10 protein-coding genes are annotated in these 13,204 nt (G+C 39.3%); 7 read left to right on the top strand and 3 right to left on the bottom strand.

Annotated elements, in window-relative coordinates; translation table 11 throughout:
* Nucleotides 1-177 precede the first annotated feature (177 nt).
* From AAGC65_RS20550 to AAGC65_RS20530, 5 genes are all read left to right on the top strand, one after another.
* A complete protein-coding gene (locus tag AAGC65_RS20550) occupies nt 178-1,557 on the top strand; it encodes a sigma-54 dependent transcriptional regulator (RefSeq protein ID WP_343114335.1) in 1,380 nt (459 codons plus the stop codon).
* Nucleotides 1,558-1,649: 92 nt separating this feature from the next.
* On the top strand, nt 1,650-2,117 hold the full coding sequence (locus AAGC65_RS20545; protein ID WP_343114334.1) for a hypothetical protein: 468 nt from the start codon (nt 1,650-1,652) through the stop codon (nt 2,115-2,117).
* A 50-nt stretch (nt 2,118-2,167) separates the two neighbouring features.
* Nucleotides 2,168-3,811, top strand: a complete 1,644-nt coding sequence (locus AAGC65_RS20540; RefSeq protein ID WP_343114333.1) for a hypothetical protein — start codon at nt 2,168-2,170, stop codon at nt 3,809-3,811.
* A 110-nt stretch (nt 3,812-3,921) separates the two neighbouring features.
* Nucleotides 3,922-5,709, top strand: coding sequence for a translation elongation factor 4 (gene lepA / locus AAGC65_RS20535; RefSeq protein ID WP_343114332.1), 1,788 nt, complete (start codon nt 3,922-3,924; stop codon nt 5,707-5,709).
* Between the two features lie 97 nt (nt 5,710-5,806).
* The gene (locus AAGC65_RS20530) at nt 5,807-6,688 is read left to right on the top strand and encodes a tetrahydrofolate dehydrogenase/cyclohydrolase catalytic domain-containing protein (protein ID WP_343114331.1); all 882 of its coding nucleotides are present in this window, start codon (nt 5,807-5,809) and stop codon (nt 6,686-6,688) included.
* Between the two features lie 43 nt (nt 6,689-6,731).
* Here the strand turns inward: AAGC65_RS20530 and AAGC65_RS20525 are convergent, their stop codons facing one another.
* Both AAGC65_RS20525 and AAGC65_RS20520 read right to left on the bottom strand, forming a co-directional pair.
* The gene (locus AAGC65_RS20525; protein WP_343114330.1) at nt 6,732-7,064 is read right to left on the bottom strand and encodes a Rieske (2Fe-2S) protein; all 333 of its coding nucleotides are present in this window, start codon (nt 7,062-7,064) and stop codon (nt 6,732-6,734) included.
* 29 nt (nt 7,065-7,093) lie between these two features.
* Nucleotides 7,094-7,858 (bottom strand): hypothetical protein, encoded by a 765-nt coding sequence (locus AAGC65_RS20520; RefSeq protein ID WP_343114329.1) that lies wholly within the window; start codon nt 7,856-7,858, stop codon nt 7,094-7,096.
* 200 nt (nt 7,859-8,058) lie between these two features.
* Between AAGC65_RS20520 and AAGC65_RS20515 the strand changes: the two genes are divergently transcribed.
* Nucleotides 8,059-8,682, top strand: coding sequence for a 7-carboxy-7-deazaguanine synthase QueE (locus AAGC65_RS20515; protein WP_343114328.1), 624 nt, complete (start codon nt 8,059-8,061; stop codon nt 8,680-8,682).
* Nucleotides 8,683-8,720: 38 nt separating this feature from the next.
* Nucleotides 8,721-10,622: an OmpA family protein gene (locus AAGC65_RS20510; protein ID WP_343114327.1), complete on the top strand. Its 1,902-nt coding sequence runs from the start codon at nt 8,721-8,723 to the stop codon at nt 10,620-10,622.
* An 85-nt stretch (nt 10,623-10,707) separates the two neighbouring features.
* Here AAGC65_RS20510 and recQ read toward each other — a convergent pair whose 3' ends face one another.
* On the bottom strand, nt 10,708-12,900 hold the full coding sequence (gene recQ, locus AAGC65_RS20505; RefSeq protein WP_343114336.1) for a DNA helicase RecQ: 2,193 nt from the start codon (nt 12,898-12,900) through the stop codon (nt 10,708-10,710).
* Nucleotides 12,901-13,204 lie beyond the last annotated feature (304 nt).

Raw genomic sequence — 13,204 nt, 5'->3', positions numbered from 1 at the left:
ATGATAGAAGTTGCCTTTGGGCAATACAGAACCCGGCTTACAGATTTGCTGCTGATTTAAATAACCTCTTTCTGCAAACAGGAAGGGGTTATTTTTGTTACAAAGCCAAGTGTTTATTTTTCTATACAAAAATCTTATATATTAGCGGTTCACAGCCCCCATTTACTGAATAAAAATATGGCTAAAATTTTAATAATTGATGATGAGCGGTCAATACGTAATACCTTACGTGAAATACTTGAGTATGAAGACTATGAAGTTGAAGATGTAGATAACGGTGTTGACGGTTTACAACTGATTGAGAAAAAGGATTACGACCTGGTACTATGCGATATAAAAATGAACCGCATGGACGGCATGGAGGTGCTTACCGAAGGTTTAGCAATAAAGCCAGACCTGCCTTTTATTATGATATCTGGTCATGGTACGGTTGAAACGGCCATTGAGGCAAGTAAAAAAGGAGCGTTTGATTTTATATCCAAACCACCAGATTTAAACAGACTGCTGATCACCGTACGCAACGCGCTCGACCGTGGAAGCCTGGTTGTTGAGGCCAAAGTATTAAAACGCAAAGTTTCAAAGGTTAGGCCTATTTTGGGTAACTCACAAGCTATTGTAAAAATAAAAGAAACCATTGATCGTGTAGCACCTACCGACGCACGTGTATTGGTAACCGGAGCAAACGGTAGCGGTAAAGAGTTGGTTGCCCGCTGGCTTCACGAAAAATCAAATCGATCAAGTGCACCTATTATTGAGGTTAACTGCGCTGCTATCCCTTCTGAATTAATTGAAAGCGAACTATTTGGGCACGAAAAAGGCTCTTTTACTTCGGCCATTAAACAACGTATTGGTAAGTTTGAATCAGCTAATGGGGGCACGCTTTTTCTTGATGAGATTGGCGATATGAGCCAATCGGCACAGGCTAAGGTATTACGTGCCTTACAAGAAAACAAGATAACCCGCGTAGGCGGCGAAAAAGAGATAGATGTCGATGTTCGCGTGGTAGCCGCAACCAATAAGGATCTGCTTAAAGAGATTGAGGCCGGAAACTTCCGTATGGACCTTTACCATCGCCTCAGCGTGATCCTGATACATGTACCACCATTGATTGAGCGCAAAGATGATATACCGCTGCTGACTCAAAGCTTTTTGGATGAAATTTGCAATGAGTACGGTATGCCGGTTAAAAAAATATCTGACTCTGCGCTTGAAGCACTTAAATCCTTACCGTGGACAGGTAACATTCGTGAGCTAAGAAACATGGTTGAGCGCTTAATTATATTAAGTGATAAAACCATAACCGATAACGATGTGAGGTCATTTGCGAATCCATCAACCCCTGTAGTGGCAGGTGGCGAAGGTGATAGCGCGCCTCAAACAGACTTCGACCAATTTAACAACTTTCAGGAGTATAAGGATTTTGCCGAACGTGAGTACATCAAGTTCAAACTTGAAAAAAACAACTGGAACGTATCAAAAACAGCCGACGATATTGATATTCAGCGAAGTCACTTATACAGCAAGATCGAAAAATTCGGTCTAAAGCGTGGTGAATAGCGTTAACTTATTTATTAAAAGCGGGTTGCAGTAATGTGATCCGCTTTTTTTATTAGCTTAAATTGCTTAAAATTGTTTAAATCCAATCACTCATGAAATTAAACCTATTCTGCCTTGCTTGCGCTATCGTAATTACTGTATCATGTACTCAACAAAAAGAAACAAAAACTGAACAAAAAGCGCCCCAACCGCTTATTGGTACCTGGCATTTGATATCCAGTAAAAGCATAGCCAAAGGAGATACAACAGTAACTACTCCGCCTAAAGACCAGGAAATGGTTAAAATATTCAACGGTAGTGATTTCGCTTTTTTCACTCACGATCTTAGAAAAGGTAAAGTAAGCAAACCCGTTTTTGATTCAGGCAGTGGTACTTACGTATTGGAAGGTAATAATTACTCGGAGCACCTTGCCTATTGTAACTACCGTGACTGGGAAAACCGCGATTTTAAATTCACTGTTAAGTTTAAAAATGACACACTGATTCAGAGTGGTATTGAAAAAATAGACAGCTTAAATATCGATCATGAGATTATTGAAACCTATGTAAAACTGCGTTAAGGCTGATTTAAAGCAATACCTAATTATTTCTCTTTTTCAAAATCCCCTAAATGTTATCACCAAACAAATTTGTTTTTGTATTAAGCGCCGTATGTCTATTTTTTAGTAATTGTAGGTTCCCTAAATCGTACAATGATAAAGCCAGAACTATTGTTGACCATGTCACTATTACAAAAGATGATCTGAAAAACGACACCTCATCGGTAAACGCCACACCTTTAAAAAACATGTTTGGTGTAAATACCTACGAATGGAACTTTTTGGAAGATCCGGCTAACCCACATCTTAGAAACCGTATTTATGAGGCCAACATGGATGTTATCAAATCTTTCAGTTCTGTACGGCATTATATGAACTGGAATAAACTGGAAAACACTAAAGGTAATTATACTTTTAACCCAACTAATAATGGTGGCTGGAATTACGATTTGATTTATACCCGATGCAAACAAGACGGCATTTTAGTTTTAGCCGACCTGAAAAATTGCCCTACCTGGTTAGTAAGCACCTACCCTGCCGATCTGCAGGATAATGAGAATGTACCTGCCCCCTACGGACCCAGTCGAAGCCTTCCCTCAACATATGCCGATCAGGCGCGTACAGCGTTCCAGTTTGCGGCACGATATGGCTACAACACAAATATTAACAAAGCTTTGGTTAAAGTTGATAGCCGTCCCCGATGGGCAAACGATACACCTAACGTTGTTAAGATTGGCTTAGGGCTTATTAAATATATTGAATGCGATAACGAGCGTGACAAATGGTGGAAAAGCGAAGCGGTGCAGCAAACTCCGGAAGAATATGCAGCCAACCTATCTGCATTTTATGACGGCGACATGGGCAAATTAGGCAATAACGCGGGTGTAAAAACGGCTGACCCTGATATGCAGGTAGTTATGGGCGGCTTGGCATCTTGTGATGTGAACTTTGTAAAAAGAATGGTGGAATGGTGCAAAAAAAATCGTGGCTATAAACCCGATGGTAGTGTAAACCTTTGTTTTGATGTGATCAATTTTCATTTTTATAATAATGACGGTAATATTTTAACACATGAACATGCTACAACAGGAGTAGCTCCAGAGCTATCAATGGCGGGTACTATTGCCGATTCTTTTGTAAAATATGCAAACACGCTTACCCAGCATCCACCGGTTTGGGTTACCGAAAGCGGCTATGATATTAATCAGGGTAGCTATCAAAAAGCGGTTGCCATTGGTGACAAATCGGTTTTAAATACACAGGCCGATTGGATACTGAGAACTTCATTATTATATATGAGGCATGGTATAAAAAGAGTATTTTACTATCAATTACTTGATGATACTCCAAATTCAGGTGTACAATACGCTACATCGGGCTTAGCTGTCAATGGAAAACCAAGACCGGCAACCAATTTCATCTTGCAAGCAAATAAATTAGTGGGTGACTATACCTATAGCAAAACTATTAATGCTGACCCGCTGATTGATAAATACATTTCGGGCACTAAATCAATGTATGTACTAACCATACCCGGTCAAAAGAACAGAACAAGCAATTATACATTGAATTTAGGCTCTGCTACAAAAGCCAATATTTATACATTATCGGTTGGGGCAAACGTTGCAGTTAAAACACAAGCTGCCACCCCAGCAGGCAAATTAGTTATAAAAGTTTCCGAAACCCCCATTTTTGTGGAGCCCGTTACTTTATAAACCCATCTGATTGGTGCTAAAAAGGGCTATCTTAATGATTGGGATAGCCTTTTTTGATTTAAAAACTCACATTACAAAATCTCATCTTAAAAAGCTATTTTTGCGGTTCAATGGAGCACATTCGTAATTTTTGTATCATAGCACATATTGACCACGGTAAGAGTACTCTTGCTGATAGGTTACTGGAATATACTAACACTATAACGCAGCGCGAATCGCAGGCACAATTGCTTGACGATATGGATCTGGAACGCGAACGCGGTATTACCATAAAAAGCCACGCCATCCAAATGGATTATGAGCTTGATGGCCAAAAATATGTTCTGAACCTGATTGACACACCCGGACACGTGGATTTTTCATACGAAGTTTCACGTTCTATTGCAGCCTGCGAAGGTGCATTGCTAATTGTTGATGCGGCACAGGGCATACAGGCACAAACCATATCAAACCTTTATCTGGCTTTAGAAAACGACCTGGAGATCATTCCCGTTTTAAATAAGATGGACTTACCCGGCGCTATGCCCGAGGAGGTAAAAGATCAGATTGTTGACCTTATTGGCTGCAAACGTGAAGATATTTTGGCGGCATCTGGTAAAACAGGAATGGGCGTACATGATATATTACGTGCTATTATTGAAAGAGTGCCTGCACCCGTTGGCGACCCTAAAGCACCTTTACAGGCGCTTATATTTGACTCTGTATTTAACTCCTTTCGCGGCATCATCGCTTATTTTAAAGTAGTGAATGGTGAGATCAGAAAAGGAGACAAGGTAAAATTCGTAGCTACAGAAAAACAATACCTGGCCGATGAAGTAGGAACACTTAAATTGCGTCCGATGGCAAAAGATGTAATTAAAACCGGAGATGTAGGTTATATTATATCTGGTATTAAAGAAGCCCGCGAGGTTAAGGTTGGTGATACCATAACCCAGGTTGATCGTCCTTGCGAAACTGGTATACAAGGCTTTGAGGAGGTTAAACCTATGGTGTTTGCCGGCATCTATCCGGTTGATACCGAGGACTATGAAGAACTTCGGGAGTCGATGGCCAAATTACAGTTAAACGATGCTTCGCTGGTATTTGAACCAGAATCTTCCGCTGCGCTTGGTTTTGGTTTCCGTTGCGGTTTCCTCGGAATGTTGCACATGGAAATTATCCAGGAACGTTTGGAGCGTGAGTTCAACATGACGGTAATTACTACCGTACCCAACGTATCGTACATTGCACACACTACCAAAGGCGAGCCTATTATAGTAAACAATCCATCAGATTTACCTGATCCGAGTAAAATTGACTTCGTAGAGGAACCTTTTATTAAGGCTACTATCATTACCAAGTCTGATTTTGTTGGTTCGGTAATGTCCCTTTGTATACAAAAACGTGGTATGATCATGAATCAATCATATCTTACTTCTGACCGTGTTGAGCTGATTTTTGAGATGCCAATGGGTGAGATCGTTTTTGACTTTTATGATAAATTAAAAACCATATCTAAAGGTTACGCTTCGTTTGATTACCACCAGATAGGTTACAGACAATCTGACCTGGTAAAATTAGATATCAGATTGAATAGTGAGCCGGTAGACGCACTGTCGTCACTAATACACCGTAGCAATTCATATGATTTTGGTAAGAAGATATGTGAAAAACTAAAAGAACTTTTACCACGCCAGCAGTTTGAGATCGTTATACAAGCTTCTATAGGTGCTAAGATCATTGCGCGCGAAACAGTGAAAGCTATGCGTAAGGACGTTACCGCCAAATGTTATGGTGGTGATATTTCCCGTAAACGTAAGTTATTGGAAAAACAGAAACAAGGTAAAAAACGCATGCGCCAGGTAGGTAACGTAGAGATACCGCAATCGGCATTCATGGCAGTTTTAAAATTAGACTAAGCCCCCAGCCCCTAAAGGGGTGCTTGATAAGCAGGTTGGGCAAATAATTATATAATTTATACACAATCGTTCCCCCTTTAGGGGGTTAGGGGGCAATATGCAACTACTCGACGGAAAATACGTATCAGAAAAACTTAAGGTTGAAATAGCTAAAGAAGCAGCTAAAATATTAGAAAGAACGGGCCGCCAGCCTCATTTGGTAGCCGTTTTGGTTGGTCATGATGGCGGCAGCGAAACTTACGTAGCCAGCAAAATGAAAAATTGTGAAAAGGTGGGTTTCAAATCGACCCTTGTACGCTACGAAGATGATGTAACAGAAGAAGAACTTCTGAAAAAGGTAGAAGAACTGAATGCTGATGCCGATATTGACGGTATTATTGTACAATTACCTCTTCCTAAACACATCGACCCTGAAAAGGTAACCGAGCGCATTGATCATCGTAAGGATGTAGATGGATTTCATCCCGTAAATCTGGGACGTATGCAGCGTAACCTGCCTTCGTTTATACCTGCCACTCCTTATGGTATTACACTAATGCTTAAAGAGTACGGTATTGATACCGTAGGCAAACACTGTGTGGTAGTTGGCCGTAGTAACATTGTAGGCTCACCAATGAGCATCTTAATGGCTCGCAACACTACGCCCGGTAACTGCACCGTTACCATTTGCCACAGCCGTACACCTGATATTAAAAGCATTACCTTGCAGGCCGATATTTTGATTGTAGCCATTGGTAAAAAGAATTTTATCACTGCCGATATGGTGAAGGATGGTGTGGTGGTGGTTGATGTGGGCATGAATCGCGAAACCTCTGCCCTAACCAAATCGGGCTATAAACTGTATGGCGATGTTGATTTTGAAAATGTAGCGCCAAAAGCATCATGGATAACCCCGGTACCGGGCGGTGTTGGTTTAATGACCATCATAGGTTTATTAAAAAACACCCTGGCATCAGCTAACAAAGAAGTTTATCAATAAGTAAATAAGGGCTTGAATAAATTCATTCAAGCCCTTATTCTTTTCACTTGCCCCTCAATTTATCCCACAAGGAAATTATACCAACGTAAATTTCATTGCCTCTAATTTCTACCGGATAAGTTTCCACAAAATCGTTTTGTCCTGCTCCCCCCTTTCCAGTTTTCACATCATAAGTATATCGGTGATAAGGACAAACAATTTTTCCCTTTACACAAAGTCCTTCGCTTAAATCCGCACCAGCATGCGGGCAAACAGATGAAAGTGCATAAATACGTTCTTCATAACCTATAAGGCAAATGTTTTTCCTGCCTACCTTTACCTTGGCAATAAACGGCTTACCGGTAATTTGAATACCGGGTATTTTATACCATTTCATTATAAATTAGTGGTTAATTGCAAGGATAGCTAAAAATCGATCTTTAAATTCATTACCGATGGATTCTTGATCACCTCATCCATACTGGTAACGAGCGTTACACTTCGCCTGTCGGCAGATAATACTGCTTTTGAATTATTCAATTTTTTAACCGGTTTCGCAAATTTCAGGATCACCTTATAAGGCATATCAATCAACATGGCTTTAGCCATCATAAAGGTTGATTGCGTTTTCTTTAAAAAAGCATTGAATTTTGCTTTATCAATTATCCGGTAAAATTTATGAGGAGTAATATCGTATGAATAATAATCCTGTCCGGCCACCATCTGCCGGGCATCAAAGGTTTTAGAAGCTTTTTCCGGGCTTGTAAAAGCATTGATCCTGCTGTTAAGAGCTATTTTTGAAAGGTTTTGAAGATAGTATTGGAGATCGGCAGCGTTTTTGGCAACATGGGTAATGTTAACCTTCATGATACTCTTTTTAAGGTTCATATTAATAGAGAGGTCACTGCTTTTGGCCATATTGCTTTCCTCAACACTCATTGTCTGTTGTGTACTATCGGGCATTGCACTATAAAAGTTGAGCGTTGTATCTTTTACCAGGCTGAATTGGGGAGTTTCTTTCAACGAGTCCGACATGAGGTTTACCAAAACCGATACGGCTTTGCTCATATCAAAACCATAAATAACATTACAGCTACCGTCTGTTTTAAAATCGTATTGCTCCTCGATATCAACACATGAACTTAAGCAAAACATCATTAAAAACGCAAGAAGAACGTAGAGTTTTTTCATAGCTTAAGGTTTTGCGCTTAGTCAGACTTTCATGATCATGGTTTTACAACGACAATTTAATTGTCGCAATATAGGTTAAAATTAAAGTAATAATAAAAATTATTAACGACAATAAAAAGCGTAAAAGTAAAAACGTTTACCTTATGCTTACCATTCATGTTTATGCTTTCGCGTTAAATTAGGTACCTTTGCAAAATATTATGGCACACCAGATTCCAGACGACGGCACGCTGCTTCCACTAATGGAAGAATTTTATACGATACAAGGCGAAGGATATAATACAGGTAAAGCAGCTTATTTTATAAGGCTTGGTGGTTGCGATGTTGGCTGTCACTGGTGCGATGTTAAGGAAAGCTGGGATGCTGAATTACATCCGCTTACAGCTGCTGATCAAATTGTGACTAACGCTTCGGTACACCCTTCAAAGGCTGTTGTAGTAACCGGCGGGGAACCGTTAATTTATAATTTAGATTACCTGACCACCGAATTGCATAACAAAGGTATCAAAACTTTCATTGAAACCTCTGGCGCCTACCCTCTGTCAGGTGATTGGGACTGGATCTGTTTATCACCTAAAAAGTTCAAAGCTCCCATACCTCTTGTTGCCGAGCATGCACATGAATTAAAGGTTATTGTTTTTAATAAATCAGATTTTGAATGGGCCGAATATCATGCCAAAATGGTTTCGCCGGATTGTAAACTTTATTTACAACCTGAGTGGTCAAAATCAAAAGAAATGACCCCACTTATAGTTGATTATGTAATGAATAACCCACAATGGGAAATATCATTGCAAACACATAAGTATTTGAATATCCCCTAATATTTGTATATTACGATATTAATTATCGTATCAAACAGATGAAAATTGTAATCTTCCTGATGGTATCAATTTTTTTCTCTGTTACCGCATGGTCGCAGCAAAGCCCATATACCACGACCAACAAAAACGCGATAAAATATTTTGCAGAGGCTAATCAAAACATCGACGATCATCTATATGACGAAGCGATAAGCAACCTTCAGAAAGCTGTAGGAGAAGATCAAAGGTTTATTGAGGCCCGTGTACAATTGGCTGATGTATTTCGTTTAAAACACCAGTATAAACAAGCTATTGAGCAATATACCAAAGTTATAGCATTTAACCCTGATTTTAACCGTGCGGTTTATCTTAAAATTGGCGAGATAGAAATATACGAAGCACAATACACACAGGCTCAGCAGCACCTTGAAAAATATTTGACTTACCCAGGCATTACCCCACAAAACATTTCATTTGCTCAAAAGCTAATTACCGACGCAAAATTCAGTATTCAAGCCATGCAGCATCCGGTTGCCTTTAAACCGGTAAACATGGGTCCCGAAATCAATACGACTAATGATGAATATCTGCCGGTAGCTACCGCAGATGAGAGTATGCTGATATTTACCCGAAAGATCAACAACAATGAAGATTTTTATAAAAGCAGCTATGAAAACGGCAAATGGCAAACAGCCAGCTATTTGAGCGACCAGATAAATACCGATAAATATAATGAAGGCGCTCAATCCGTATCGCAGGATGGTAAATACCTGTTTTTTACAGGTTGCAATCGCCCTGATGGAATGGGACGGTGTGATATTTATATTGCACAGAAAACGGATGACGGCTGGGATAAACCTGTTGATTTGAGTGCTCCGGTAAATACAACAGGCTGGGAATCGCAACCATCAATAAGCGCCGACGGACGAACCCTTTATTTTGTAAGTAATCGCGCCGGCGGTTATGGCGGTTATGACATTTGGAAATCAACACTTACAGATAAAGGCTGGGGCAAGCCCGAAAACCTTGGCCCTAATATTAATACAGCTTATAATGAACAATCGCCATTTATCCACCCCGATGACAGCACACTTTATTTTAGTTCAAATGGCTGGCCGGGTTTAGGAAATAAAGATTTATTTGTAAGTCGGCTAAGTAAGGATGGGCAATGGCAAAAGCCGGAAAATTTGGGTTATCCTATTAACTCCAATGGTGATGAAAATGGCCTTTCATTAACAGCGAATGGTAGTTATGCCTTTTTTGCGTCAGACAATCTGAATGGCTTTGGCGGGTATGATATTTACACTTTTGAACTTCCGGTAAATGTAAGGCCACATCTGGTAACTTATGTAAAGGGTACTGTTCGGGATGCGCAAAGTAATACACCAATCGAAGCTACCATTGAGATCATTGATCTGCAAAGTAACAAACCCGTTTACCAGGATTACAGTAATGATAAAGACGGAAGCTTTTTAGCTACAATTACTTCAGGGAAAAACTATGGCCTTAACATTTCAAAAAGCGGTTATATGTTTTACTCTGAAAACTTCTCATTGGTAGGCTATAAAACCAAAAACCCGTTCAATATTTCGGTTTCTTTATCACCTATTGATGTAGGCAGTAAGGTAATTCTTAAAAACATTTTTTTTGATACCAATAAATTTGATCTCGAATCAGAGTCAAAAGCTGAGCTACAAAAGCTGATAGAATTTTTAGCTGTCAATCCTTCCGTGCATATTGAAATATCCGGCCATACAGACAATGTAGGCACAGCGCCTATAAATCAAACCTTATCAGAAAACCGGGCAAAATCTGTATACCAATATCTTGTAGCTAATGGCGTTATTAACACACGCCTGGTTTATAAAGGCTATGGCGAAACACAGCCTATCGCTCCTAACGATACGGACGATAACCGCGCTAAAAACCGCCGCACTGAATTTAAGATCATATCTAAATAGAGCTTAAGAGTAGTCAATAATAAATCACAAAAAAAGCCTTTAGGATGATCCTAAAAGCTTTTAGTTACATTTTTTAAATAACAATTTAGTTTCCCATCTCAGAAATGAACTTGATACGCATCAATTGCACTTCTTCACGGGTGTAATCATCATTACCTAATTCAGCTAAAGCATCATCAATGGAATCAGCTTCGGCAGTACGGAAATAATCAAATACCTCTTCCTGTTTATCCTCATCAATCACCTCGTCTATATAATAGTTCAGGTTGAGCTTTGTACCAGAGTTTACAATAGTTTCCACCTCTTTCAATATCTCTTCATAGGTGAGCCCTTTTGAGGCCGCAATGTCATCCAGATTTAAATGACGGTCAATATTTTGAATAATGAAAACCTTAAGCGCCGATTTATTGGCGGCACTTTTGATCACCATATCAACCGGACGGTCAATATCATTATCCTCTACATATTTTTGAATCAGATCGGTAAATGGCTTACCAAACTTTAAGGCTTTACCAGCGCCAACACCCGAAATTTGTTTTAGCTCCTCAGTAGTAATAGGGTAATGCGTACACATCTCTTCAAGAGATGGATCCTGGAATATCACAAACGGAGGTAACCCTTTTTGCTTAGCCAGTTTTTTACGCAGATCCTTAAGCATTTGCAGCAGCTGGGTATCCAATGCTCCTCCGTTCTGTTTAGGGCCGTCTGCATCATCGTCGTCATCTGTAGCCTCAATTACCTTGTTCAGTATAAAACGGATACTGTGCGGATTATCAATAAATGAATTACCAGTTTTTGTAAGCCTTAATAAACCATACTGGTCAATATCCTTTGAAAGATAATTATTCAACAAAGCCTGCCTCAGCAACGAGTTCCAAAGATTTTTACCCTGCTCTTTACCTGATCCATAATAATCAAGCAAGTCATGCTCATAATTCTTAATCTGGGCATTCTCCTCACCCATCAATATGCTAATGATATGATGATCGTCAAATTTTTCGCCGATATGCCTGATCAGGCTTAATGCTTTGTGCAGGTGCTCTTCGCCATCAAAATGATCTTTGTGACCGCAGCAATTATCACACATACTGTTACAACCTGCTTCATTAAAGTTTTCACCAAAATAATGCAGCAACTGTTTACGGCGGCATACTGAAGATTCACAGTAATCTATAACTTCTTTTAATATCTGGGTACCTATTTCGCGTTCTGCTACAGGTTTATCTTTCATAAACTTTTGCAGCTTGTCAATATCCTTTTCAGAATAAAATGCCACGCATACACCTTCACCCCCATCACGGCCTGCGCGTCCGGTTTCCTGATAATAGCCTTCCATGCTCTTAGGAACATCATGGTGTATCACATAGCGCACATCTGGTTTGTCTATACCCATACCAAAGGCAATAGTAGCTACAATCACCTCTACATCTTCCATCAGGAATTTGTCTTGTGTATCGGCACGTACCTTAGGGTCTAAACCGGCATGGTATGGCAGTGCCTTAACACCATTTAAATTAAGTGCTTCGGCCACTTCCTCAACCTTTTTACGACTCAGGCAATATATAATTCCAGATTTTCCCTGGTTTTGTTTTACAAACTTCACAATCTCTTTTATTACGTTACGCTTTGCACGTACTTCGTAAAAAAGATTAGAACGGTTAAATGATGATTTATAAACGGTAGCATTGTTCATTTGCAGGTTTTTCTGAATATCCTGCTGAACTTTTGGAGTTGCGGTAGCTGTTAATGCGATGATAGGAATATTTTCGCCAATATTGCTGATAACCTGCCGTATTTTGCGATACTCAGGTCTGAAATCATGCCCCCATTCTGAAATACAATGTGCTTCGTCAACAGCTACGAACGATACCTGATTAAGGCGTAAAAAATCAATATTTTCTTGTTTGGTTAATGATTCAGGTGCTACGTATAATAATTTGGTTTTGCCACCTAATACATCTTCCTTAACCCGGGCTATATCTGATTTAGTAAGTGATGAATTTAAAAAATGGGCTATGCTATCTGAGCCTCCAAAGGCCCTTAACTGATCTACCTGATTTTTCATTAAGGCTATCAGTGGTGAAATTACTATTGCAGTGCCTTCGCTCATTAACGCGGGCAACTGATAACACATTGACTTTCCGCCACCGGTTGGCATAATTACAAACGTATCATTACCGGCCAGGATGTTCGTTATAATCGCTTCTTGCTCCCCTTTAAAGTTGTCGAATCCGAAAAAATTCTGGAGATTATCAAATAACGACTTCTTAGTTTCTATCATTATATTAACTTGATCTTGAATTGTATTAAAAGTTTAAAGTAACAAAATTTTATGATTAAACGATGGATTTACTTTTTAATTTTATACAAATATGATTATTAAATGAAAAACATTTTTCCCCATTTGTGTATTTAAATTGCGAACAAATAGTATACCGTATTATTTAGTTTTATTTAATGTATTATTAACAGATTATTGTACACTTTTACCAAGGCTAAAACCAAATAAAAACTCTTTTTACACCCTATGAATAAAAACAATTATGCGATCATTATGGCCGGCGGCATCGGCAGCAGATTTT

It is taken from the genome of Mucilaginibacter sp. (assembly GCF_039207105.1).
In the GTDB taxonomy this organism is placed as follows: domain Bacteria; phylum Bacteroidota; class Bacteroidia; order Sphingobacteriales; family Sphingobacteriaceae; genus Mucilaginibacter.
The sequence above is the reverse complement of the archived record's forward strand: the minus strand, read 5'-3'. Positions and strand labels throughout refer to the sequence as shown.

Excerpts from the sequence above, each read along its gene's own strand:
- AAGC65_RS20550 (WP_343114335.1), top strand. The coding sequence starts at position 178 with ATGGCTAAAATTTTAATAATTGATGATGAGCGGTCAATACGTAATACC.
- AAGC65_RS20545 (WP_343114334.1), top strand. The coding sequence starts at position 1,650 with ATGAAATTAAACCTATTCTGCCTTGCTTGCGCTATCGTAATTACTGTA.
- AAGC65_RS20540 (WP_343114333.1), top strand. The coding sequence starts at position 2,168 with ATGTTATCACCAAACAAATTTGTTTTTGTATTAAGCGCCGTATGTCTA.
- lepA (WP_343114332.1), top strand. The coding sequence starts at position 3,922 with ATGGAGCACATTCGTAATTTTTGTATCATAGCACATATTGACCACGGT.
- AAGC65_RS20530 (WP_343114331.1), top strand. The coding sequence starts at position 5,807 with ATGCAACTACTCGACGGAAAATACGTATCAGAAAAACTTAAGGTTGAA.
- AAGC65_RS20525 (WP_343114330.1), bottom strand. The coding sequence starts at position 7,064 with ATGAAATGGTATAAAATACCCGGTATTCAAATTACCGGTAAGCCGTTT.
- AAGC65_RS20520 (WP_343114329.1), bottom strand. The coding sequence starts at position 7,858 with ATGAAAAAACTCTACGTTCTTCTTGCGTTTTTAATGATGTTTTGCTTA.
- AAGC65_RS20515 (WP_343114328.1), top strand. The coding sequence starts at position 8,059 with ATGGCACACCAGATTCCAGACGACGGCACGCTGCTTCCACTAATGGAA.
- AAGC65_RS20510 (WP_343114327.1), top strand. The coding sequence starts at position 8,721 with ATGAAAATTGTAATCTTCCTGATGGTATCAATTTTTTTCTCTGTTACC.